The 24,550-nt window shown below is 69.9% G+C and carries 18 protein-coding genes; 2 read left to right on the top strand and 16 right to left on the bottom strand.

The window, feature by feature from the left end; genetic code table 11:
• Positions 1-34: 34 nt before the first annotated feature.
• The 8 genes from ACH34Q_RS31165 to ACH34Q_RS31130 all read right to left on the bottom strand — a co-directional run bounded on the left by ACH34Q_RS31165 (position 35) and on the right by ACH34Q_RS31130 (position 9,139).
• Positions 35-1,168 (bottom strand): nitronate monooxygenase, encoded by a 1,134-nt coding sequence (locus ACH34Q_RS31165; RefSeq protein ID WP_395986678.1) that lies wholly within the window; start codon positions 1,166-1,168, stop codon positions 35-37.
• A gap of 39 nt (positions 1,169-1,207) precedes the next feature.
• Positions 1,208-1,507, bottom strand: a complete 300-nt coding sequence (locus tag ACH34Q_RS31160; protein WP_395986677.1) for a hypothetical protein — start codon at positions 1,505-1,507, stop codon at positions 1,208-1,210.
• Positions 1,508-1,536: 29 nt separating this feature from the next.
• The gene (locus ACH34Q_RS31155) at positions 1,537-2,667 is read right to left on the bottom strand and encodes a MaoC family dehydratase N-terminal domain-containing protein (RefSeq protein WP_395986793.1); all 1,131 of its coding nucleotides are present in this window, start codon (positions 2,665-2,667) and stop codon (positions 1,537-1,539) included.
• A 2-nt stretch (positions 2,668-2,669) separates the two neighbouring features.
• Entirely contained in the window at positions 2,670-3,887 is a 1,218-nt protein-coding gene (locus ACH34Q_RS31150; RefSeq protein WP_395986676.1) for a cytochrome P450, read from the bottom strand.
• 15 nt (positions 3,888-3,902) lie between these two features.
• Positions 3,903-4,133 carry a ferredoxin gene (locus ACH34Q_RS31145; RefSeq protein ID WP_395986675.1) on the bottom strand — a complete coding sequence of 77 codons (231 nt, stop codon included), beginning with the start codon at positions 4,131-4,133 and terminating at the stop codon, positions 3,903-3,905.
• Entirely contained in the window at positions 4,130-5,029 is a 900-nt protein-coding gene (locus ACH34Q_RS31140) for an SMP-30/gluconolactonase/LRE family protein (protein WP_395986674.1), read from the bottom strand. The genes ACH34Q_RS31145 and ACH34Q_RS31140 overlap by 4 nt, the downstream gene beginning before the upstream one ends.
• Before the next feature lie 49 nt (positions 5,030-5,078).
• Complete coding sequence (locus ACH34Q_RS31135) at positions 5,079-7,418, bottom strand: CoA transferase (protein ID WP_395986673.1); 2,340 nt, start codon at positions 7,416-7,418, stop codon at positions 5,079-5,081.
• A gap of 161 nt (positions 7,419-7,579) precedes the next feature.
• A complete protein-coding gene (locus ACH34Q_RS31130; RefSeq protein WP_395986672.1) occupies positions 7,580-9,139 on the bottom strand; it encodes an FAD-dependent oxidoreductase in 1,560 nt (519 codons plus the stop codon).
• 207 nt (positions 9,140-9,346) lie between these two features.
• Between ACH34Q_RS31130 and ACH34Q_RS31125 the strand changes: the two genes are divergently transcribed.
• Positions 9,347-9,979 (top strand): TetR/AcrR family transcriptional regulator, encoded by a 633-nt coding sequence (locus ACH34Q_RS31125; RefSeq protein WP_395986671.1) that lies wholly within the window; start codon positions 9,347-9,349, stop codon positions 9,977-9,979.
• A gap of 62 nt (positions 9,980-10,041) precedes the next feature.
• Here the strand turns inward: ACH34Q_RS31125 and ACH34Q_RS31120 are convergent, their stop codons facing one another.
• The 4 genes from ACH34Q_RS31120 to ACH34Q_RS31105 are packed head-to-tail and all read right to left on the bottom strand — an operon-like array spanning position 10,042 to position 19,106.
• The gene (locus ACH34Q_RS31120; RefSeq protein ID WP_395986670.1) at positions 10,042-12,936 is read right to left on the bottom strand and encodes a glycosyl hydrolase; all 2,895 of its coding nucleotides are present in this window, start codon (positions 12,934-12,936) and stop codon (positions 10,042-10,044) included.
• A 21-nt stretch (positions 12,937-12,957) separates the two neighbouring features.
• Positions 12,958-15,234 (bottom strand): glycoside hydrolase family 3 C-terminal domain-containing protein, encoded by a 2,277-nt coding sequence (locus ACH34Q_RS31115; RefSeq protein ID WP_395986669.1) that lies wholly within the window; start codon positions 15,232-15,234, stop codon positions 12,958-12,960.
• On the bottom strand, positions 15,234-17,741 hold the full coding sequence (locus ACH34Q_RS31110; RefSeq protein ID WP_395986668.1) for a glycoside hydrolase family 78 protein: 2,508 nt from the start codon (positions 17,739-17,741) through the stop codon (positions 15,234-15,236). Before ACH34Q_RS31110 ends, ACH34Q_RS31115 begins: the two co-directional genes overlap by 1 nt.
• Before the next feature lie 18 nt (positions 17,742-17,759).
• The gene (locus tag ACH34Q_RS31105; protein ID WP_395986667.1) at positions 17,760-19,106 is read right to left on the bottom strand and encodes an MFS transporter; all 1,347 of its coding nucleotides are present in this window, start codon (positions 19,104-19,106) and stop codon (positions 17,760-17,762) included.
• 128 nt (positions 19,107-19,234) lie between these two features.
• Here ACH34Q_RS31105 and ACH34Q_RS31100 point away from each other — a divergent pair, with 128 nt between their 5' ends.
• Positions 19,235-20,257, top strand: a complete 1,023-nt coding sequence (locus ACH34Q_RS31100; protein WP_395986666.1) for a LacI family DNA-binding transcriptional regulator — start codon at positions 19,235-19,237, stop codon at positions 20,255-20,257.
• An 80-nt stretch (positions 20,258-20,337) separates the two neighbouring features.
• Here ACH34Q_RS31100 and ACH34Q_RS31095 read toward each other — a convergent pair whose 3' ends face one another.
• The 4 genes from ACH34Q_RS31095 to ACH34Q_RS31080 all read right to left on the bottom strand — a co-directional run bounded on the left by ACH34Q_RS31095 (position 20,338) and on the right by ACH34Q_RS31080 (position 24,548).
• Positions 20,338-21,561, bottom strand: coding sequence for a DegT/DnrJ/EryC1/StrS family aminotransferase (locus ACH34Q_RS31095; RefSeq protein WP_395986665.1), 1,224 nt, complete (start codon positions 21,559-21,561; stop codon positions 20,338-20,340).
• Between the two features lie 83 nt (positions 21,562-21,644).
• Positions 21,645-23,099: an FAD-dependent oxidoreductase gene (locus ACH34Q_RS31090; protein WP_395986664.1), complete on the bottom strand. Its 1,455-nt coding sequence runs from the start codon at positions 23,097-23,099 to the stop codon at positions 21,645-21,647.
• A 255-nt stretch (positions 23,100-23,354) separates the two neighbouring features.
• Positions 23,355-24,326, bottom strand: a complete 972-nt coding sequence (locus tag ACH34Q_RS31085; RefSeq protein ID WP_395986663.1) for a DUF3068 domain-containing protein — start codon at positions 24,324-24,326, stop codon at positions 23,355-23,357.
• 69 nt (positions 24,327-24,395) lie between these two features.
• Entirely contained in the window at positions 24,396-24,548 is a 153-nt protein-coding gene (locus ACH34Q_RS31080) for a hypothetical protein (protein ID WP_395986792.1), read from the bottom strand.
• Between the last annotated feature and the right edge of the window lie 2 nt (positions 24,549-24,550).

Here is a 24,550-nt window from a genome sequence, read left to right as displayed (position 1 = left end):
CGCTCGTGGCTCCTCATATCCGGTTCGTCGCTTGTCAGCTCTCGACCAGGGCGTCGAGCTGAGCGCTCATTCGCTGCACGGTCGCCACGTACTCCTCGACCATGCTCAGGACGATCTCCCCGGCGGGACGGACCTTCGTCATCCGGCCGACCACCTGGCCGACGGGGCCACCGACCAGGTCGTGGACGCCTGCCCTTCTGGCGCGCTCGGTGTATTCGGCGTAGAGCATGTACTGCAGGGGCATCGGGAGGGAGCCGGGGCCGGCCGGGTCGTCCCACGCCTCGGTCCAGCCGGTACGCACCTGCCGGTTGGGCTTGCCGGTCTGCGAGGTGGAGCGGACCGTGTCCGTGGAGTTCAGCTTCAGCAGCCGCTCGACCATCTCCGGGTCGGTGCCGGTCTCGCGGCAGGTCAGCCAGATCGAGCCGGTCCACACGCCCTGCGCGCCCAGCCCCATCGCCGCCGCCATCTGCCGGCCGCCTCCGATGCCTCCCGCCGCGAGCACCGGGACATCACCCACCGCGTCGACCACGTCCGGGATCAGGACCATGCCGCCGATCTCGCCCGTGTGCGCGGCCGCCTCGTAGGACTGGCAGATGATCACATCGACGCCGAGTTCCACGTTGCGCACCGCTTGGTGGGGCTTGCCCACCAGGGCTCCGACCTTGGTGCCGCGCTCGTGGGCGCGCTCGATCACCCAGGCCGGCGGCGGGCCCAGCGCGCTCACCAGAAAGCCGTGTTCGCGGCCGAGGACGACTTCGAGCTGCTCTTCTCCGCCCGCGGCGGTGAAGCCTTCGGTCGCCCAGCCGTGCTCCTGCCCGTTCTTCGCGGGCAGCGAGGGTACGTCGTACCGCCGCATGAGCTCTTCGGCGTAGTCCCGGTGCTTCTGCGGGATCATCTCCTGCAACCGGGACTGCATCTGGCCTGCGTCGGTCAGACCGCTCTCGCGGTCGACCGTCCGTCCCGGAATGGCGACGTCGACTCCGTACGGCCGCCCGCCCGAGTTCTTCTCCAGCCAGCTCAGCTCGATATCGATCTCGTCCGGCGACATGGCCAGGATGCCGAGCACCCCCATCCCGCCCGCCCTGGACACCGCCGCGACGACATCGCGGCAGTGGCTGAACGCGAAAATCGGATACTCGATCCCCAGTTCCCGGCACAGTCTGTTCATCTAGGTTCCTTCCTGCTCTGGCGGTCGGCTGTCGGCTGTTCAGTCCGACGCGGGTAGCGGCTTGGCCGCCTTGATCGCCAGTGGTTCGTCCCCGACCGTGAGCGTTCCGGGCCCGGGTTTGGTGCACAGCAGTTCCACGGTGCCGCCGGCGTCGCTGTAGCGCTTGCCCATGAGCAGCGCTTCACCGTCGGCCGTGTCGCGGGTGCGCTCGGGTGGATCGCCCGCCACCAGCGGCTCGCCGCCGCAGCGGAGGTCGACATCACCGGCGGGGGCGCGTACGACGACCACCTGCGCGTCCGACACGGCGCTGTTCAGCTTGAGGCCAGGCCTCAGTTTCACTGTCGAACCTCTTTCCGGTCGGTTACAGATCAGGTGTAGATGCCACCGGTCGCGTCCTCCGGCTCCGCCGCGAACAACGGATCGTCGGCGGCGACCGAGTCCTGGGCCGGTAGCTTGACGGTCGCGCGGGCGCTCGCGGTCACCACGTCGTCCTGGTTCACGTTCTCGACGTCCACGTCGGCGAACTGCTCGTCCGCTCCGTCCCGGTAGGTCCGCACCACGGTTCCGCGGATGGTGTTGGTGTCCCCAACGAGGTTCGGCCGGCGGAGCCGGGCCTGGATCCGCACGAGCGTGCCGTGGTCGCCCATCCAGTCGGTCACCGCCTGGCTCAGCCAGCAGATCCGCTGCGGCCCGTAGTCGAACGACCGGGCTTGCGCCCGGGTCGCGCGCGCGTACGCCGGATCGGCCCTGCCGCCGGCGCCCATGTCGATGGTGCCCTCGTCGACCTTCCTGGACCGGCGGGTGCTGAGGGCGCCGTGCGCGAAGAGGTACAGCTCGGTGGTGGTGTAAGTCCCCTTGGGAAGATCGGGGATCGTGTCGCCTTCGGCGACGGTGTCCCAGTACCGCGGCCGGTCGCCCCGCCGGGTCCGTTCCCACACCAGCGGGTCGGGGGCGACGCCGCCGGCTGCGGGCGCGGGCGGGGAGGACTCGACCGCGCTGCCGCGATTGGCGAATCGCAGCATGTCGTTGGTCAGTTCAGCCACCTTTTCACCCCGCGAGTTCCAGTACTCGGTGGTCCCGGTGCAGATCAGTGCCTCACCGGTCTGCCGCAGCGTGGTGCGCCGGATGCCGGACGGGTACTGGACGGCCCGGATGCGGTCGCCGAGCCAGATCGGCCGGTACCACTCGATGGACGCGCCGAGGTAGAGGATCGTCAGGTCCCGCATCGCCACGTCGGCTTCCGCGATGTGCCCCCAGATGGAGGCGTTCGCACCGAAGTCGATCGAGAAGACGAAGCCAGGTGGGGCGACGAGGCTGTGATGGCGCCCGGCGTCGGCGTAGGAACGGTCACGGAACAGCGGGTTGTAGTCGCCCGCACCATCGGCGTAGCGCGACAGCCATTCCTCGGTGACCGTTCTCCACGGTTTGGGCGGCAGCGGCTCACCGAGACCGGCCTTGTATGCGGCCTCGAACTCGTCCAGGGTGGTGATCTCCGGCATCGTCACCACGTGACCGGAAGGACGTGGATGCCCGCGGTGAGGAACTCCGAGGCGTACTCCGGCTCACCCGCCATGGCCAGCGCCGGAAACCTGCGGAACAGCGTGCCGAGCGCGACCTGCATCTCCATCCTGGCCAAGGGCGCGCCAAGGCAGTGGTGGACACCGTGGTTGAGGGTCAGATGGGGATTGTTCTCGCGCGTGATGTCGAAGGCCGCGGGAGCGTCGAACACCGTGGGGTCGTGGTTCGCACTGGCGGGATCGATCGCGGCGGCCTCGCCCTTCCTGATGAGCGTGCCGTCGATCTCCACGTCCTCGGTGGCCACGTACGGGACGAGCGAGCCGAGCCCGCCGGCCTGCTCGCCGACCGCGAAGTGGCCGTGGCGCAGGATCTCCTCGACCGCCGTCACGACCACCCGGTCGACGTCGGCCAGCAGCGCCTGGAGCTGGTCGGGATTGCGGAACAGGGACAGGGCGCCGAGATTGATGAAGTTGGCGGTGTTGTCGAAGCCGCCGACGATGAGCAGCATCGCGATCGGCAGGATCTCCCCGTCGGTCAGCGAGTCGTCCTGCTCCCCGGCGCCGGCGAGCGCGCTGAGCAGGTCGTCCCGGGGCTCGGCACGGCGGGCGGCGATCAGTTCGGACAGGTAGACGTACAGTTCGGTCCCCGCGGCGGCGATCTCTTCCGCCGTCATGCCGGAGGTCGCCAGCGTCGACTTGCTCCAGTCGATGAACCTGTCGCGGTCCGACACCGGCACGCCGAGCAGTTCGCTGATCACCCGGATCGGGAGCGGCAGGGAGAAGAGCTCCACGAGGTTGGCCGGTGAACCGTGCTCGACCATGCCGTCGAGCAGTTCGTCGGCGATCCGCTGCGTGCCCTCCCGCAGCCGGGCCACCCGGCGTGCGGTGAACGCCTTGGCGACGAGCCGGCGAAGCCGGGTGTGGTCCGGCGGATCGGCGAACTGGAGGGTGGTCTTCAGGAAGTCCGGGAACGGCACGAAGAACGGCACCTCCAGCTCGCCCTGGGCGAACGGCCCGCGCGCGAACTTCGGGCTTCCCACCAGTTCTCTGGCGGCCTGGTGCCGATGGACGACCCATCCCTCGCCGCCGAACGGGAACATCACCTTGGTCATCGGCCGGTCGGCGATCACCCGCCGGTACTGCTCGACGGCGTCCTCGGGCTCGGTCGGGGGGAACGGATAGGGCGCGGCGGTCTCAGTCATCACGGTTCTCCGGATTCAGGCTTCTGGGTCGATCTGTTCGCCGGTCTCGCCGCGCAGGACGATCGCGGAGACCGGGCATGACTCGTAGGCGTCGACCAGCTCGGCGCCGGCCGCCACCCGCTCGGTGCGCGGACGGGCCTTGCCGTCGACGAGGGCGAACACCTCCGGCGCGGTGGCGACACACATCCTGTTGCCCACGCAGACCGAGCGGTCGACCTCGACGGTCCACCTCCCATCGGCGTTCATGGACGGGTGGCACCACCGGTGACGGGGACATCCGCCACCCAGATCGAGCCCTGGGCCTCGCGGCGGGACTTCTCTGCGTCGAAGACCTCGAACCCGCAGCAGACGTAGAGGGTGCGGCGGTCGTCGCCGCCGAGACCGCACGCCGTGGTGGCGCCGCACTCCTGCGCGGGGGCGGTGACCCTCACGACGATCTCGCCGCCCTCGACGACGCGGATCACGCCGCCCGCCGCGGGCAGCGCCGCCCAGGCGGCACCCTCGGCGTCCAGGCACAGGCCGTCGGGCATGGTGTCCAGTTCGGCGAAGATCCTGCGGTTGCCGAGCGTGCCGTCGGCGGCGATGTCGAACGCGGTGAGCCTGTTGCCATAGGTCTCGGCGGTGAGGAGGGTCCGGCCGTCGGCGCTGATCGCGATCCCGTTGGCGCCCATGAGCGTGCCGGCCTCGGCGGCGATCCGCGGGCTGCCGTCGGGCTCCACTACGAGGATCGGCGATTCCTTCGGGCTCTCTCCCACGAAGAGGTCGAAGCCGAGTTGGGTGACGTAGGCGCGTCCGGCGGCGTCGACCACCATGTCGTTGATGGGGCTCATCGCGAGGTCGCGGAGGTCGGCGTACACGGTGGTGGACTCGCCGTCGTAGGCGAGCGTGACCTTCTCGTACATCGAGTTGATCAGCAGCCTGCCGTCGGGCAGGAACCCGGTCCCGACCAGGTTGATCCGCTGCCCGTCGAGGCCCTCCCGTTCGGAGAGGTCGACGTGGGTGGTGGCGCCGCCGTCCCCGTCCAGGGTGACGATCCGGGCACCGTACATGTCGGAGAAGTAGAAGCGGCCTTCGTGCCAGCGGGGGCATTCGGTCCAGCTGTAGCCGGTCGCGATCCTGCGGGCCGGGATTTCCAGGGTCATTGCCGCTCTCTCTCACTGCCGGGGTGGGTTTCACTGCCGGGGCGGGTGATCACAGGCCCGCCGGCCGGTCGCCGATGATCTGCCTGGCGGCGAGATCGTCGATCCGCTGCGCGGACAGGCCGAGTTCCTTCTCCAGGACCTCGCGGTTGTGCTGGCCGACGGTGGGCGGAGGCAGCCGCGACCATCGCTCGATCCGGCCGAACCTGTACGGCAGCACCGGGATCGGGATCCTGCCGACGACGGGATGGTCGACGTCCTCGAAGTAGCCGCGTGCGGCGATCTGCGGGTGGTCGTGCACGAACCGCTGGTCGACCACGTGGGCGGCGGGCACTCCCACGGTGACGAGATCGTCGACCGTCGCGGGGACGTCGCGGCCCGCCGTCCAGGCACGCAGGTCCTCATCGAGCCGGTATCGCTGTGCCCACCGGCCTTCGGGCGAGGCCAGGGACGGGTCGCTCCATCCCTGGATGCCGGTGAGGGACACCAGCGCCTGCCACTGCTCGTCGGTCACCACCGACAGGGCGAGCCATTGCTCCTCCCCCGCTCCGGCGTACACGCCCTGGGGCGCGTGCCCGCGAACGTGGTTGCCGTCGCGCCCGAGAATCGTCCCCGTGGCGGTCCACTCGATCACCTGCTCGGCAGCCATCGTCAGCGCGGCCTCCACCAACGGCGCTTCGACGAGCATCCCTTGTCCCGTCCGCTTCCGCTCGCGCAGCGCGGCGAGCAGGGCGAACATCGCGTTGGACCCGCCCATGGGGTCCGCGGGGCCGCTCGGGTTCAGTGGCGGACCGTCCGGATATCCGGTACGCCAGCACATCCCCGAGTACTGCTCGACGGTCTGGGCGTAGCCGACCATCTCGCGCCGGGGGCCGGTCAGGCCGAACGCGGGCATGCGCAGCATGACGACCTGCGGGTTGAGCGCCTTGACCGCGTCCCAGTCCAGCCCGGCGTTGTCCAGCACACGAGCCGAGTAGTTCTCCAGCAGCACGTCGGCGTCGGCGACGAGCCGCTCGACCAGTTCCCTGCCCTCGGGCTGGGTCAGGTCAAGGGTCACGACCCGCTTGTTGTGGTTGGCGCCCAAGTGCACCCAGCTGGCCTCCCACCAGCGCGGATCGCGGGCGACGAGACCACCCAGCATCCGGGAGCCGTCCACCCGGCGGACGGATTCGATCTTGATGACATCGGCACCGAGGGATCCCAGCGCCGTGCCGACCAGCGGCCCGACCCACCAGTTGGTGAACTCGATCACGCGCAGCCCGGCCAGCGGCAAGGATTCCCCTACGGCCTCGGTCTCGCGCACCTTGTCCGTTCGCGGGCCGAACCCCTGCCGGCCACCGGGTTCGGGTACGGCGCGCGCGGACGGCGGCCGGACACCGCCGAACAGGAAGGGGACCGCCGGATGCCGGAACCGGTCGGAGGCATCGGGCACGTAGAACTCGCGTGCCGTCACCTGCGGGTCGTCCAGGATCGTGGCGGCGTTGTGCACGGGCGAGCAGGGGATGCGGAACGCGGCGGCCTGCTCCACGATCTCGGCCACCGTGTGCCGCGTGGTCCAGGCGTGCACGGCGGCGCTGAACTCCTCGGCGCGCCGGTAGCGGCCCTCGTAGGACCGGATCTCCTCATCGTCCAGCCATTCCGGCCGTTCGATCAGCACCAGGAAGTCTTCGAGATTCTGCGCGGAGGCGAGGTTGAAGCCGACCCATCCGTTCGCGGCCGGTTCGACGGACGGGGTCAGCCGGCGGCGCTGTGCGATCGGATCCGGTGTCGCGCCGCTGACCGATGCCTGGACGTCCGTGAACATGGTGGCGGCATAGGTGGTCACCTCGAGCAGGGACAGGTCGATGAGTTCGCCGCCGGTGCCCGTGGCCGCCGCGAGCGCGGCCGACGCCGCGAATGAGCCCGCCACCCATAGATGCTCGGAGCCCCCCAGGGCCAGCGGGTAGGAGGCGGGGTCGCCGCGGTTGCTCAGTGAGCCTGCCTCGGCCTGAAGGGTGAACTCGGTCCACGGCCGCCCCGACCCTGACCAGGGTCCTCGAAGGCCCCACGGTGTCACGGCGACCACGACGATGCGCTCGGCGAGGCGTTCGAGCAGTGCGATGTCCGGGATATCCGCCGACTCGACGATCACCACATCGGCGTCGGCCGCGAGATCCGTCCACTCCCGTACCGTCGAGGCCTTGCCCGCGGCGAGGAATCCGAAGAGCGGGGCATCGCCATCGCCTCGGTTCGCCCGCTCGCGAAGCGGGTGCCCGTCCGCGGGTTCGGCCATCACGACCGTCGCGCCCGCATCGGCGAAGAGCCTGCCCGCATACGCGCCGGCGATCGTCCTGGAGACCTCGAGCACCCGCAGACCGGCCAGCGTGCCGGGGGCCATGGCGTCGAAACCCATGCGAGCACCTCCTCAGATGGTGGGGTACCGGACAGACGCCGGAGCGGCGTGTTTTCCGAAGCTATGAGCGCCGCGTCGGCGCTCCTACAGGACCGTCCACTGTTCGGAACACTCAGCGGGGAATCCGCGCCGAACAGGTGGCCGGACTCCCCGCTTGGCGACTAACCGCTTCGCGACTCACCCAAAAGATGCTTGGCGGCCCGGTAGCCGAACGCCATGCCGGAGCCGAGGGGTGTGCCGGGTCCCGGATAGGCATGACCCGCGACGGACGCCGCCGAGTTGCCCGCCGCGTGGAGCCCGGGGATGGGCGTTCCCGCTTCGTCCAGAACGCGGCCGTCACCGTCGATCCGGAGCCCGCCCTTGGTCCCGAGGTCTCCGAGCACGATCTGGACGGCGTGCAGCGGTCCTCGCTCGATGGGCACCAGGCACGGGTTGGGCCCGTCACCGGCTCCGAAGAACCGGTCGTAGGGGTCCTCTCCCCGGTGGAAGTCCTCGTCCACACCGGATGCCGCGAACCCGTTGAAGCGTTCGACGGTACGCCGGAGCGCGTCCGCCGGGACACCGATCAGGTCCGCGAGGGCCTCCGGGGTGTCGGCCGTACGCCACAGTCCGGCCTCGCGGAACGCCACCGGATCCGGTACGGGCTGCGAGATCGCCGGGACGGCGTCGAACCGGTCGTCGAACACGAACCAGCTCGGGATGTGCGACACGCCGCCCGCCTGGCCCCGGCGGATCTCATGGCCCATCCGGTCATAAGGCAGGGACTCGTTGGCGAACCGCTCTCCATCCGCGTTGACGAAGATCCCGCCCAGCAGCCCGAGGGTGAACGCGGCGCGCCCGTTCGGGAACAGCGTCGCCGGGCACCACCACGCCTCGTCCATCAGGTCCACGGAGGCGCCGACGGCCTGCGCGGCCATGACGGCGTCCCCGGTGTTGGAGCCCGGGGCGGCCGATGTCCACTGCCCGCCGGGGAGACCGTGGTGGCGCGCGCGGAGTTCGTCGTCGCATTCGAACCCGCCCGCTGCGAGCACGACGCCGTGCCCGGCCATGACCCGCGTGGTCGCCCCGTCCGCCTCGACGACGACGCCAGCGACCCTGCCGTTCTCGACGATCAGAGACCGCATCCGCGTGCCGGTGCGCAGGCTCGCGTTGCCCGTCGCGTCGAGGGCGAGCAAGAGCCGGCCGATGAGCGCCTGGCCGCCGATGAGGACGTCGCGGTCCTGGTCCACGCCGTACTGGTCGGGTGAGATGGGCGGGCGGAGCCGCGCGAGCCGGGAGCCGAGTTCGGCGGCCGGCAGCGGCTTGGGGTAGATGCTCCGCCCGTTCTCGATCCTGCCGGGGGCCTCGAAGTAGTCCGGAAACGGCATGTACGCGAAACGCAGTGCCGGGTCACGTTCCAGGAACTCGACCAGTTCGGGTCCAATGGTCAGGAACGCTTCCTGCAGGGCGGCGGGCGTACGGTCCCCGACGACGGCCTTGAAGTAGGTCATCCCGAGTTCGACGCTGTCGGGAAGCCCGGCGCGGTGCTGGGCCGGGTTGCCCGGAAGCCAGATTCCGGCGCCGGAATAGGCGCTGGTCCCGCCGAAGTACTCCGTCTTTTCCAGCACGACGGTGCGCAGGCCGCCGGTCGCGGCCGTGTAGGCGGCGGTCAGCGCCGCTCCGCCTGAACCGACGACGACCACATCGGCCGTCTCATCGGTGGGGTGATGCGTTTCGGGCACCTGTCTCTCCTTCGCCTCCGGGGGTCGGAGTGCGGCAGCCTAGGAAGGCCCCGTCCCGCGCCGGCAAAGGCGTTCCGGTCAGTAGACGCCTTTTCGCGAAGGGTCCACTGAGCGGTCGTGAACAGGTGGGCGGCTACGCTCCCGTTTAGGCTCGGAACGGCCATGGTCGGCCATGAACGGTCTGTATCGGAGGAGAGGAGGGTCGGCGTGGGGGCTTCGTCACATCAGACTCTGACCGAGCGCCGGGCCGAGGAGTTAAGGCGCTCGGTCGCTCTCACGGCTCTGGACCTGTTCGTCCTCGACGGCGGGACCGGCACCACGATCGAGCGCATCTGTGACCGCGCCGGGATATCCCAGCGCACGTTCCACCGCCACTTCGCGGCCAAGGAGGACGTCGTGGCGCCGCTGTTCGAGGACGCCGGGAAAACGATCGTTGAAGGGTTGCGGACCGCGTCCGTGGACGTCCCCGTCACCGCCGCCCTGGTCGGCGTCTTCTCCGTGCGCGGGTTCGGTACGAACCCGGCCGTGATCTTCCAGCGCCGGTTCCTGGCGATGGTGATGGACTCTCCCGGGTACCTGCTGCGCTGGCACGCGCTCGACCCGGTCCTGACCGGGCCGCTCGCCGACTTCTTCGCACGGCGTGGGGTGGCCGGCGTGGAGTCGTTCGAACGTGAACTGCGCGCGGGACTGGTGCTGCAGGCCACCAGGCTGGCCTACCACCGGTGGCTCCGTACGGACGCCTCGGAGGAACAGCAGGATCTGCGGAACCTGGACGACCTGCTGGAGAGGGCACTGTCGGCGGTCGTACCGCCGCAGGGCGTCGCCCCGGTCACCGAATGACCCGGCCGCCCCCGCCGATCGTCGCGCTCGCGCTCCTTCTCGGGGGGGACGGCTGGGACGGTTCATCGCTGGACCGGCACCTGCCGGTAGGGCGTGAGGCGGACGGGGCCGATCAGGCCGTAGTCCTGCCGTGGCTGGGTGGACTGGCCGGGGAAGCCTTCGGTCACCCGGAGCCGGTTGCGCAGCGGGGTGGCGACGCGGACGGTGATGGTGTTGGTCCCGGGCTTGAGGTGCCCTGCCAGGTCGATGCGCCGGGTCACCTGGTCGGGCGCGGGAAGGACGCGCCCGTTGACGGTGACCTCGAAGGTGTCGGTGACCTGGCCGAGGTCGAGGTAGGCCCCGTCCATCCGGTCGAGCCGTACCGTCGTGCTGTAGGTGCCGACGCCGGAGACGTCCTGCAGGCGATCGATCTGCGACCAGGGCTTGAGCCCGCGGAGGTCGAGCTCGTGGCGGGTGACGGCGCGGCCGCCGTCCGCGCCGCGGTGCCAGTCGTCGACGGCAAGTTTCCAAACGTCGAGCGCCTGGGCCGGCGCGACCTGGGGCACGGTCACCCGGACCCGCTCGCCGTCGGCCATCGTCACCGTGTAGGTACCGCCCGTTCCGGCGCGCAATTGCGGAACGCCGCCGTCGCTCATGGTGATCTCGCCGCCCGTGGTGGCGGTCGCATGCGGGCCCTGACGACCGCCCAGCGCCAGCACGGTCGAAGCGCCCGAAGCAAGGCTGATCGGCACGGTGGTGCGGGAGCCGTCCCCCCGGTAGCGGCCGACCGGGCTGATCCTGCCGGTCCACGCATCCAGCGTGTACGGTGTGCCGCCGCCGTCCAGCGAGACCTCCGTGGAGATCGTGGCGGAGGTCGGGTTGTGCAGGTAGTAGAGCCGCCCGCCGGGCAACGTGCGGCGCACGCTCAGAAGCCCGGACGCCGGCGCGGTCTCCGCCGACGCCCGTACGTCCAGGCCCTTCAATGTCGCGGGCAGCCGGTCGTGGCCGGAGATACGGCGGACCGACGGCTCGGCCAGCAGCCGCTGGACGAGCCCGGCCAGTTCGGCGTCCTGCTCGGCCGCCTTCCGCGCGCCGGGTACACGGCTCGGCGGGTCGCCCACGATCACCAGGGGCAGTCCGCTGCGGGCGTGGGACAGGAGCAGACGGGCGGTCTTCACCGGCAGCGTCGGCTGGTCGTCCAGGATCAGTGCTCGGTAAGCGGGGCCTTCGGGGGCCAAGCGGCGGTCCTTCACCCGCGTGCCGTCCAACTGGTCGGGTCCGGTGAAGTCGTAGGTGAACCCGGCCGCGCCTCGCGGCTCCCGGACCTTGGTTCCATAGCTCTGCCGGTAGACCGCCAGATCCACTGAGGGACGTCCTTGCCGCAGGACGTACTGCATGCGCGACGTCCATCCGGTGATCTTGTCGGTGTCGCTCCAGGTCGGCTGGCGCGGTCCCCATGCCTCGGAGAAGCCGTTGCCGCCCTGGGTGGTGAACGGCGAGAAGCCCGGCCAGGTCGCTCCGAGCGCGTCCTGCGTAGCGAATCCGTGGTAGACGATCTGGTTGACGCCGTGCGCGAAGGCCGTGTTGACGTGCTTGAGCATCTGCGGCCATGTCTGCGCGTACGCCTCGCCCAGAGTGGCGCAGCATTCCAGTGAGAAGGTCCGCTGCCCGGAGAGGTGAACGGCGCCGCTGGAGATCCATCGGAACGGTTCGTCGGTGTAGTCGGCGTGCAGGCCGAGCGATTCGGTCTCGTTGACGTCGAGCGCGGTGCCGATGGTGGGCGTGTCGATCGTGGTGCCGTACGGCTGGGCGCGGAACCGCAGGTCACGAGAGTGTGCCCACGTCTTCAACGGTTCGACGTGCTCGCCGATGTAGAGATCGGTCAGGGTGCGGTAGTAGTCGTCGCGGACGCGGTCGCCACTGCCGTCGGTGAACGCGAAGTCGGGCGTGTCATCGGGAGTCGCCGACGTGTACTGCCGGTGGATCTTGTCGACGAACAGGACCGGCAGGTTCTCCCGCAGAGAGTAGCCCCGCATGCCCTGGAACCGCGCGAGCAGGTTCCGTGTCCAGTGCTGGGCCGAATCCAGCTCCAGGGAGTCTTCGAACAGGTCCCCGCCGTTCCTCTTGAGGAAGCGCTTCAGGCCGGGTGTCAGGACATGGGAGTCCCAGTAGCCCGTCGCCGCCCGGCTGCCCGCGGCGCTGAAGTGGTCGACCACATAGGCCGCTTCGCCCGAGACCGCCTGGCCCGAGACGGAGGCCTGGCCGGTGCCGCGCTGCCAATAGGCCAGGAGCAGCCACTGCCCGCTCGCGGGGGCCGTCCAGGAGACGGCACCGTCACGCACCGATCCGGTGAGATCGACCAGGGAGCCCTTGTCCAGCTTCACCGGCTTGGCCGCCGTACAGCTGCCCTCGCACCGCACCGCCTGCAGCGTGACCAGGGTCTGCTTGGCGACGCCCGCGCGCGGCGCGGGCGCCGCAGGCACGGGGCCGTCGTAAGTCGAACCGCCTGCGACGGTCTGCCGCCCGTAGGAGATCTCTTGAGCGGCCTCCGGGTCATCGGGAGTGACTCCGGGCACGACCAGCGGCCACGACGGCCCGACGGTGAAGTCGATCCGCACCCCGTACTCGCGCCCGGCCTGGACGGCTCGCTCGAGCCGGTCACTGAGAACGGGACTCCCCCAGCCCTCCACCTTCGGATTCGTGCTGAACATGCACTGGATCTCCGCCGCGCCGAACCCTCGGCTCGCGATCTGCCTCACTTCGGCGTCGATCGCGGCCGGGGTGATGGCGCCGCACGCCCACCAGTAGCGGATCTTCGGCTTGGTGTCGGCCGGCGGCGCCGCGAACCCGCGCGCGAACGCGGCACCGAACGGTGATGACGGAACGGCGGCGGCCGTACCCGTCACCGACAGGAGGGACGTGATGAGGGCCAGCGCGAGCGCACCGGCGCAGAGTCGTCTTCGGGGGGTGGAAAACATGGGCTCTCCTGGGCAGATGGTTCAGGAAGTCTTCGCGCCGGTCAGCTTGATCATCTGGGTGAGCGCGCCGGCGTCGAGGCCGACTCCCGTGAAGGTCACGAACTGGCGCATCGGCATCGAGGCGACCATGGCCAGCAGGTCGGCCTGCTGTTCGGCCTGCCGCGCCTGTTCCTCGGTCATCCCTTCAGCGAGGGTCCGCATCAGGACCGGGCCCACAACGGGATGGGCGAACCAGTCGCCGACCGGGGACTCGATGGTGAGCAGCGTGTCGATGGCGTCGCCGGTGAGGGTCACCACCGTTTCGGCGACGATCTGCGCGGCGTCGTGGCCGACCTGGACGGTGTAGTCGCCGGGCGCGACCACCCACTGGCCGAGATCGATGTCGTAGTAGGCGAACGAGCGGCGATCGAGGGTGAGCGTCACGACGCGCGTCTCACCAGGGGCGAGCGAGACCTTGGTAAAGGCGCGCAGTTCGCGGGCCGGGCGGCGCACCGGTCCTGCGGCGGTGGCGACGTAGACCTGGACGACATGCCGGCCCGGACGGTCTCCGGTGTTGGTCACGGTGACGGCCGCAGAGGCGCTGTCATCACCTGTCAGGGTGACGGAAAGGTCATCGGTGCTGAACGTGGTGTAGGCGAGCCCGTGCCCGAACGGGTAGCGGACCGGGACTTCGACCGTTTCGTAGTACCGGTAGCCGACCATGACGCCTTCGCCGTAGCGGACATGGCTCGCCTCTCCTGGGAAGTTGAGGTAGCTGGGGTTGTCCTGCAAGCGGCGCGGGATGCTTTCGGCGAGGTGGCCGGACGGTTCTGCGACGCCGAAGAGGATGTCGGCGATCGCGCTTCCGCCCGCCTGCCCGAGCAGCCACCCTTCGAGAATGGCCTCGACGTCGTCGTGCCAGCCCTCCAGGGACACCACTCCGCCGTTGGACAGGACGACCACCGTACGGCCGGCGGCGGCGACGGCACGGATCAGGTCCACCTGGCCGGGCGGCAGATCGAGGGTGGTGCGGTCGAATCCCTCGGATTCGCCGGTCACACCGGCGAACACGACCGCGATGTCGGCCCTCTGCGCCGTCTCCACGGCCTGGTCGCTCAGGGCCCGGGCCTGGCCGTCGCCGGAGCCGTCGGCGGAGAATCCCTGCGCGTACTCCACGGTCTGGTGCCTGCTCTTGGCCAGCGTCCGCATCGCGTCGAGCGCGGTGTCGATCCGTGTGGGGTTGATCTGGGAACTGCCGCCACCTTGGATGAGCGGATCGGCCGCGAAGGCGCCGATGACGGCGATGCGCCGCAGACTCCGCGCCAAAGGGAGGGCCTGGTGCTCGTTCTTGAGCAGTACGGCGCAGGAGGTGGCGAGTTCCCTCGCCAGCTCATGGTGCTCGTCGATGTCGATGACATCCGCCGGCGAAGCGTCCTGCGCGGTCAGGGTCGCTGCGCTTAGGGCCGCGATACGGCGCGCACTCTGGTCGACGACGGCTTCGTCCAGTTCTCCGTTGTGCACGGCCTCGACGATGGCGCGCGCGCCGATGCCGTCCGTGCCGGGCATTTCGAGGTCGAGGCCGGCGGCGAGCGCGGCCACCCGGTCGCCGACGGCGCCCCAGTCCGAGACGACGGCTCCCTGGAATCCCCATTCGTCGCGGAGGACGTCGGTGAGCAGCCATCGGTTCTGCGAGGCGTGGACGCCGTTGATCCGGTTGTAGGAGCACATCACCGTCGCCGGGAGCGCCTCGGTCACGACGCGTTCGAACGCCGGGAGGTAGATCTCCCGCAGCGTCCGCTCGTCGGCGTCGGCGCTGACGCGCATGCGGTCGGTCTCCTGGTTGTTGGCCGCGAAGTGCTTGACCGACGCGCCGACGCCCTCGGCCTGCATGGCCCGCACGTGCGCGGCCGCGAGGATCCCGCTCAGCAGCGGATCCTCGGAGTAGTACTCGAAATTGCGGCCGCCCAGCGGGGACCGCTTGATGTTCACCCCCGGCCCCAGCACCACGCCCACGCCGAGGGCGCGCGCCTCGCGGCCGACCGCGGCACCGATGCGGGCGGCCACCTCGGGGTCCCAGCTGGAACCGACCGCGACGGCGAGCGGGAAGCAGGTGGCGGGCAGGCTCTGGTGGATGCCGAGGTGGTCGGCGTCACCGGCCTGGCGCCGGATCCCGTGCGGGCCGTCGGTCAGGACGATCGACGCGATGCCCGACTCGCCGATCGGCTCGGTCGACCAGAAGTCCCGCCCGGACAGCAGCGAGGCTTTCCGTTCGAGGGGAAGGTCCGCGGGATCGATCTGTGGCACATCGATCTGTGGCACTAGGAGGTCCCTTTCGAGTCGCGAGCAGTGGTGAGGGCGGCGCTCAGGTCGGCTTTCAGCTCGTCCGGCGCGCCCGGGATGAAGCCGAGAACGGTGTTGAGGGACATGCCCGCTGCCTCCGGTGCCGTGCCGTCGATCGGTACGCCCGGAAAGTGCCTGGCGAACACCTCCGTGAGGTCACGCCAGACGGCAGGGTCGTCGGCGAGCGTTCCCAACGGGGTGTCGAGTGTGTATTCCGGACGGGCGCCGTAGTCCTCGGGCAGTTCGTACCGCCACGCATGGTCTCCGCCTGTGACGTCCACGATCAGGGAGTCCGGATGGAGCGGGAGCACGACCGTCGCCTCGGTACCGTCCGGGATCGTTACCTCGAGGGCCAGGTGGCCCTCCTGGATGCGCCACGCGACGCGCACCCTGCCGTGGACGGTGTCGTGTTCGACCGTCGCGTGAGTGAGGCCCCCGCCAGGACGCGGTGCGATGCTCATGGTCCGGTAACCGGGTTCGGCGGGTGAGAGGCCGCCGACCACGCGATGCAGCCAGTCGGCGACGGCACCCAGCGCGTAGTGGTTGAGCGACGTCATGCCCGAAGGGTTGATCGTGCCGTCAGGGCGGATGGAATCCCAGCGTTCCCAGATCGTGGTCGCCCCCATGGTGACCGGATAGAGGTACGAGGGGCAGTCCGTCTGCATCAGCAGCAGGTACGCCTCGTCGAGATGGCCGGTGGCGCTGAGGGCGTCGGTGACGTGCGGCGTTCCGGCGAATCCGGTGGAGATCCGGTAGCCCGCCTCGGCGACGAGCGCGGCGAGCCGATCACCGGCCCGCCGCTTCTGCTCCGGGTCGAGGAGGCCGAAGACGATCGCCAGGGCGTAGGCGGTCGCGGTCTCGTTCACCACCCGTCCCGAGGGGGCGACGTACTCGTGGCGGAACGCCTCGCGCACTCGGTCGGCGAGAGCCCTGAAACGCGCGGCGTCATCGCCCCTTCCGAGAACCGTGGCGGCCTGGGCCATCTCCGACGCGGTTTTGAAGAAGTAAGCCGACGCCACCAGATGGCGGTCGGTCTTCCCCCCGGCAGGGTTGTTCATGGGCGCGTCAGGGTCCAGCCAGTCCCCGAACTGGAAACCACTGCTCCACAGACCGTTCTCGTCGAGCAGGGCCTCGACGCCGCGTACGAACGCCGACATCGAGTCGTAGGCGCGCCGCAGGATGTCCGGGTCTCCGTACTCGCGGTAGAGCGTCCACGGCAGGCCGACGGCCACGTCGCTCCACAACGCCGTGGGTGGCGACGGCGTGGACAGTACATCCGGGACAACCCAGGGCACCTGCCCGTTCTCGCGCTGTTCGGCTGCCAGGTCCTCCAGCCACGAGCCGAGCACGCCGCGCACGTCGTAGAGGAAACTCGCGGTGGGCGCGAAGGCGTTGATGTCCCCGGTCCACCCCAGCCGCTCGTCGCGCTGGGGGCAGTCGGTGGGCAGTCCCACGAAGTTGCCACGCATCGACCACACGACGTTGGAGTGCAGTCGATCGAGCAGCGGGTCCGACGTCCGGAACCATCCGGTACGCCTCATCTCACTGTGCACGACGACGGCCGTGATCGCCTCAGGCTCCAGGACTCCGGGATACCCGTCCACCTCGACGTAGCGGAAGCCGTGCACGGTGAACCGCGGCTCCCACTCCTCCTTCGCTCCCCCGCGCAGGGTGTAGCGGTCGGTCGCCGCCGCCGTCCGTAGCGTCTCGGTGTTCAGTTCGCCGTCGATCAGGACCTCCGCATGCCGCAGGGTCACGGTGCGGCCGGCGTCTCCGGTCATGGTGAGCCGCACCCGGCCGGAGATGTTCTGGCCGAAGTCGACGATCGTGCTGCCCGGCGGGCTCTTCAGGATCGCGACCGGCGGGATCTCCTCCACCCGGCGGATGGGCGGCGCCGCCTCGATGACAAGGGTTCCCAGGTCCCAGTCGAATTCCTCGACCCGGGACCAGGCACCGTCGTCGAATCCAGGCCGGCTCCAGCCCTCCGGTTCGAGCCGGGCATCGTGCTCCTCGCCGTCGTACAGGCTGTTGGCCAGGACCGCACCAGTGCCGGCGGTGAACGAGCGGTCCGTTCCGACCACCTCGGTATGGCCGTCCGGGTACTCCAGCTCGAGCTGGAGTAACACCGCCGGCCGGTTCGCATAGTGATTGCGCCGGTTCTCGTACCCGAGGCGTCCCAGTGCCCAGCCCTCACCGACGATCGCGCCGAGTGCGTTAGCCCCCGGCGTGACGAGGTGCGTGACCTCGTGGCGGCTGACGCTGAGCCGGTGGCGGTATGAGGTCCATCCCGGGGCGAGGACCTCATCGCCCACACGCTCGCCGTTGAGGTACGGCTCCACGACGCCGATGGCCGTCACGTAGAGCGTCGCCCGCCGTGGGCAGCCCTCGCTCGCGAACTCACCGCGGAAATAGGTGGCGGCATCGCCCGCCTCCGCGCCGATCCAGGGCGACGGCGTGATGAACGCGGCCTGCCAGGCATGGGGCATGGGACTCCTCGGCACGGGTCAGCGAACGGACTTGATACGAAGGACGATGATGCCGCTGAGCAGGGTGCATACGGCAGCGGCGAGGTACAGGACCGTGTAGTTGTCATCTGCGGACGCGCCGACGGCAAGGAACAACGGGGCCAGCAGGGGGGCCACGGACTGCGGGATCTGCGTCGCGAATCCGAAGATGCTCATGAACCGGCCGGCGCCGGTCTCGCGCTCGGGAAGCACGTCCAGCGCGAGTGCCTGGTCGACCGCTGAGAACATCCCGAGGCCCAGGGAGCAGGTGAGCGACCCGGCGAACAGCGCCGGCACGTCGGAGGACAGCGCCATGATCACGGCGCCGATGGCGAACACCGCACCGGCGGCGAGGACGAAGACCCGGCGCCGGCGAAGCCTGTCCGACAGGAAGCCGCCGCCCAGTGCACCGGCGGCGGTCGCGGCGACCCCCAGAGCGGCGAGCACCGCGATGGTCCCCGCGACCTCCTTCACCGGCACGTCGAGGCGGGACGCGAAGAAGAACGCGGTGAACGTCGTATTGAGGGTGAGCCCGAAATAGAACAGGAAACGGCCGAGCCAGCTCCAGGAGAAGTCCGGGTACCGGCGCGGGTCGAAGACGTACTTGCCCAGCAGCGACCTGGCGGTCAACGGCTCGTCGAAGACCAGGCCCCGGCTGTCGTTCTCGTGAACGAAGCGGACGAACAACGTCACGAGCACCACGCCGACGGCTCCGGGCACCAGAAACAGCAGCAGGGCGTTGCCGGCCAGGCCCCCCGCGAGGACGACACCGACGACGGGCGCGACCAGGGTGGCGAAGCCCGTCAGGCCCGCCACCTTGCCGCGCTGCGACTCGGGGAGCCGGTCGGCCTGCGAGATCTGGAGGTTTCCCAGGGCCGTACCCCAGCCCAGGTGCGCCAGGATCCATCCCAGGCCGAGGACGGGCACGCTCGGGGCGAGGGCCATGACGACGAGCGCGACGACACCGAGGGCCGTTCCGCCGATCATGAACGGGCGGCGCCGCCCCAGCCGGGAGCGGTTGCGGTCGCTCAGCACGCCCAGGAACGGCCCGGCCACCAGCGAGGCGGCGGCTCCCGCGCCGGTGATGTAGCCGAGGTATCCCTCACGTCCGGGAGCGAGCTCGTCGACCCGGACCGACAGCGAGATCGCCAGCGGGGTGATGAAGGCCATGAACACCCCGAACTGCGCGAGCACCATGAACCAGATGTAGGGAGCGCCGACCTTCGGCAGGCCCTCGGCGGCGGGCGCCGCCTTCGGCGAGCCCGGTGGCTCCGCCGGAGGCCGTCCCGGCATGCCGCCCGCATCCGGGACCGCGGGCGAGGCCTGCGACCCGTCCTTCACGCTCATGGGTACTCCGTTGCCGGCGGGGTGGGGGCGGCGCGCCCGTCGGGCTAGCGCGCGCTAGTAGTGGGATGCGATGCTAGCTTTGGTCACTAGCGCGCGCAAGTACATCTGTCGACGACGAGGCTGACTCAGTGACGAAGGCGACGAGGCGACCACGGGTCACGGCGGCGGACATCGCCCGATCGGTCGGAGTGTCCCGGGCGACCGTCGGGTTCGTCCTGAACGAGACCCCCGGCCAGACGATCTCGCAGAGCACCCGCGACCGTGTCCTGGAGGCGGCGGCCCGCCTCGGCTACCGCCCGCACACCGCCGCCCAGGCCCTGGCCAGCGGCCGCAGCCGGGTCGTCCTTCTCGTCCTGCCCGACTGGCCCGTCGACTACAGCATGCGGCGCTGCCTGGAAGAGGCGTCGCTGACCCTCGATCGGCATGGCTACTCTCTCGTCACCTATACGCCCCACACCAGCGGGCGGGCCCGTCCGCTCTGGGAGTCGCTCGACCCCGACGTGGTCATCGGCTTCACACCGTTCGGCGTCGACGATGTCGCGTCGATGGAGGCCTGCGGCATCACGAAAATCATTCCTCGGCCCGCCGAGCAGTCCCCGTTCTGGCAGGCGACGGCGGCCGGGGCCGGCTCCGCACTCCAGGTGGAGCACCTGCACGAACTGGGGCACCGGCGGCTGGCGTTCGCCGCGTCCGGCGACCCGCGCATCCAGATGCTGGTGCAGGAACGCCTGCTCGCAGCGCAGGACCGGGTCGGATCGCTCGGCCTCTCCCCACTCGACGTCCGGAAGATCGATCACCGTGACGGATCGGCCGACCAAGCCGCCCGTCACTGGCAAGGCGCGGGAGTGACCGGTGTCGTGGCCTACAACGACGACATCGCCGCCGCCTTCACGGGCGCGGCGATTCGCGCCGGTCTCTCCGTGCCCGGCGACCTCTCGGTGATCGGCCACGACGACGGCCCGCTGGCCGCCATGTTCGTCCCCTCCCTGTCGAGCATCCGGGTGGACACGGTAGGCCTCGGCGTCCACCTCGCCGAACTCGCCCTCCAGGAAGCCGAAGGCCGGCCCCCCTCACAGCCGGAACTCGACATGGGCGCGACGCTCGTGGTCCGCGAATCGACGCGGGACGAGCGGGACGGCGCGAACACCTAGCGAACCGGCGGGGAGAGCGGATCCGTCCGCTCTCCCAGGCACGCCGGTAAGGCCAGGAGGCGCCGCAACCGGTGGGAGTCTCAGTGGCGGTCCGCCGCCGGTACGTAGCGTTCGGCGAACTGGTGGACGGTGGCGACGACGTGTTCGAGTTCTTCGTCGCTCATGCCGTGGCTCATCCCGAGCGACATCCCGCGCTCGAACACCTCGTCCGCGTACGGCAGGCCGCCGTCTGGTACGCGGTACTCCACGCCGCGCATCATCGGGTGCCGCGTGACGTTCCCGCTCCAGACCGTACGGGTGTCGATGCCCGCCGCCTCCAGGAACTCCTGCAGGTCCGACCGCTGGAAGCCGGCGTCCTTCTGGACCGTGACCGGATAGCAGAGCCACGCCGTGTGGAACTCCGGAAGCTGGCGGGGAAGCCGGAAGAGCGACGGATAGGCTCCGAACGCCCCGTTGAACGCGGTGAAGATCTCCGCACGCCGCTCATAGTTCCGGTCCAGCTTCTTCAGTTGCTCGAGACCGAACGCGGCACCCAGCTCGGACGGTTCGAAGTTCCACGGGAGCACGTCGAAGATGAAGTCGTTGTCGTAGGCGACACCGTCCAGGTCCTCGCGGAACACCCGCCCGGTCCCGGCGGACCCGAACAGGTGCGGCTCAGAGCGCCTGCCCCAGCGCCGCAGCATCAGGCCCTTGTCGCGCAGCTTCTCCTCGTCCAGGCACACCATTCCGCCGTTGCCGGCGCAGGTGATGATGTGAGCCATGGCGAAACTGGTCACGGTGATGTCGCTGCGGCTGCCGGTCCTGGTGCCGCGCAGGGTGGTACCGATGCAGTCGCAGGAGTCCTCGATCACCTTGAGGCCATGGCGGTCGGCGATGTCGCGGATCGCGTCCCAGTCCGGGGCGTTGCCCGCCAGGTTCGGGATCAGCACGGCCCCGGTCCGATCGGTGACCAGTTCCTCGATCTTCGTCACGTCGACGTTGTAGGTGTCGGGTTCGACATCGGCGAAGACCGGGATCCAGCCGCCGCGCACGATCGGGGCCACGTCCGTGGAGAAGGTCAGCGGCGACGTGATGACCTCGGCCCCCTTGGGCAGGTCCAGGAGTTCCAGGGCCAGATAGAGGGCCGAGGATCCGGAATTGCACATCAGGCCGAGCTTCTTGCCGTACAGCTCGGCGACCCGCCGCTCCATCTCGGCCACCCTCTTGCCGATCTTCATCCCGTACGGGCCGGCGCGCAGGACCTCCAGGCAGGCGTTGATCTCGGCGTCGTCGTGGACACTGCGTGCATAGATGACCCTGGGCAACGGTTCTCCTCGATGTTCGTCTTCGCTGGTGTTCGATGCCGATGTGGTGGATCTCTGCGGGGCATCCCTGTAGCCGATCCGGCTCAGGCACTCGCGGCGGAAGTACCGGCCCGGCGCCCGAAGAAGGTCGCGTCGCCCAGCGACGTACCGCTGCAGTAGCCCCAGGACGGGACGCCGCTGGTGGTCCGGCCTGCGGCGAACAGCCCGGGAATCGGCTCGCCCTCGAGATCGCGGACTTCGCCCTGCGGCGAGGTGTGCAGACCACCGGTGGTGAAGACGCCGAACACCGCACCGCGCAAGTCCAGCACGCCGTACGGCGGCTCGAGGGGCTTCAGCCACCGCGCCGATTTGCGGCACAGCGGATCCTCCCCGTTCACGGCGCCGGCGTTGTACTCCTCGACGGTGCCGGCCAGCACACCGGGCGCGATCCCCATCCTCTGTTCGAGCTCGGCGAGGCTGCCCGAGACCCACGTGGGCTCCACGGCGTACCCCGCGACCTGGCGCACTTCCTCGTTGATCGCGTCGTCGTAGAGAAGGAAGATCTGCCGCTCCTGCTGGAAGAGCGCTGCCTGACCCACCCGACCGGGATAGGTGTCCTCGTTGATGAACCGGCGCCCGCGGGCGTCCAAGAGCAGGGACCGGCACAGGAGCGCGGGATCGGCGGGGAAGGCTGCCTGCCCCGCCTCCATGTGCCGGACCGCCGCGCCGGCGGCCTGCCCCATCCGGATGCCCCTGCCGTCGTCGTTGTCGGTGCCGATCAGAAGGTTGCCGAGCATTCTCGGCGAATGCTGGACGAGCATCGACCGGTTCGCCGCGAAACCACCAGCCGAGAGGACGACGCCGCGCCGGGCCCGCAGAAAGTACCGCTCTCCGAAGGAGGCGACCTCGGCCCCGACGACGCGGCCCCCGTCGACCACCAGCCGCACGGCGCGCGTGTCGTACCGGGTCTGGACTCCAGCGCGCTCGGCCGTAGCCACCAGATGCCGCATCAGCACCCAGCCGGCGGACCGCTCCCCCGGCCGTTTGCCCTCCATGTGCGGGATATGCCCGCGCGGAGCCGGCGCCGCGATGTCGTTGAAGGGATGCGCGTTCTCGCCGCCGGTGTACATCAGCCCGTATCCGGACGGCGCCTCCCACGACGGCTCGGTCCAGAGCTTCGCCTCGAACGGAACACCGCACTCCGCGAGCCAGTCGAAATGCTCCAGACTGCCCTCGCAGTAGGCGGCGAGTTTGTCCTCGTCGGGGTCTGGGCCGGTGGCCGCCTTCAGGAAGGCGTACATCGCCTCCTGGCTGTCCTCGATCCCGCAGGCCTTCTGCAGCGGTGTGCCGCCGCCAAGGTAGAGGGAGCCGCCGGCCATGGCCGTGGCCCCTCCCCACCCACCGGCGGCGTCGATGACCAGGACGTCGGCGCCGGCTCTGCCAGCCTCGATCGAGGCGCTCGCACCGGCGCACCCGTTGCCCACGATGAGTACATCGGTCTCTGCGTCCCAGCCACCGACCTCTGACACCTGGACCGGATTCGTCCTCGTCACGCTCACGTGAGCTCCTTCCCACTCGGACCTGCCGACCCGTGCCGACTGCCTGGGGACGCTATTCGCCGGGTGGGTGCCGTTCCAACGGGGCGTTCCAATGAGCGGACGACGATCTCCGCAACCCCGAGCGTTGTCCGGCTCGGATGCCGGAGGTCAGAGCCGCATGGCCGTCGGCTGGGCATCGGAACGCAACGGCCGTGGCCGGTCGGTGGCCAGCGCCCCTTTGGTCATCCCCTCGACGGTCGCCGCCTTGATGTCAAGTCAGGCGGGGGCTGTTGCGGCCTCCTCATCAGTGGTTCGGTGCTGGGGCATGCGCCGGGGGCGCCGGGCCAGGATGATTCCAGGGACGAGCAGGATCAGGCCCATGATGGGCGCCGCGATCGGCAGAACCGTGGTCAGCAGCCCGAGCATGCGGTGGGCGTCTTGGGTCGTGGCGACGAGCGAGCGCTGCTCCGCGTCGGGCATGCGCAGGTCCATGTCGGCAACGGTCAGCCGGCCGCCGCCCTGCTTGGCCACCAGTTCGGTCCGGACCTTCTGCTGGACGTTGAGGGATGCCCCGGTACGGGGGTCGATCCAGTAGGTGTTGTCGGCCGAGTAGCGACGGTCCACGGCGACGGTGCCGCTGTCCTTTCCCAGGCCGAGCATGCTGCCGGGCACGCTGGGCGTCGTGCCGGGCATGGTGGTCTCCGGGATGTGCAGGACGAACCGGTACACCGGCATCCCGTGCACGCGTTCCTCGCCCGCGAACTTCGCAGGCCAGGGTCGCCGGGTGGAGAAGTCGTACAGCATGTAGGTCTTCTTGGAGACTCCGAGGGGCCAGAGCAGCCCGATGCCCGACATGGGAGCCTGGGTGTCCCCGTCGATGTTGGCGCCGCAGCAGCGCACCAGTTCCCCAGTGCGCCGGTCGAAGGCGGTCCGGTTGCGCGAGTAGCCGACGTTCTTGCCGGTGGACGCGTCCTGGATCCAGTTGAAGGAATCCCAGACCGCGATCCCGTCCCGGCCGGCGGCGGGGGCGCCGCGCACCGTGGCGGTCGCGGTCACCGAGGCGCCGGTACGGAGCCGGCCCGTCGAGGCGTCGAGGTAGGTCGCGTTCTGGCCGCGCAGCGTCGTGACCTCGTACACGTTGGCCGGCGCCTGGATCAGGCGCGGCCCCAGATAGGCCGGAACGAGAATCCCGACGACCAGCAGACAGGCGCCGATTCCGGTCAGAACCAAACCGATAAGATGCCGCATCTCCACTCTTCTCCTTCGGCTCTCCCAGCGGGAGAGCCGAATGCGATGGAATTCCCTTCGGCAGCCGAGTCAGATCATGGAGCGCATCGGGCCCTGCGGGGGCTCGATGTCCAGGTCGGTCAGGGAGGAGACGTGGTAGACCGAGCCGGGCACGTGGATGGCGTGCGCCAGGCCCATGTGCGCGTCCCGCCAGAACCGCTGGATCGGGTTGTCGCTGCGCATCC

This window comes from Actinomadura sp. 9N407 (assembly GCF_044326315.1).
In the GTDB taxonomy this organism is placed as follows: domain Bacteria; phylum Actinomycetota; class Actinomycetes; order Streptosporangiales; family Streptosporangiaceae; genus Spirillospora.
This window is presented reverse-complemented; position numbering and strand designations above follow the sequence as displayed.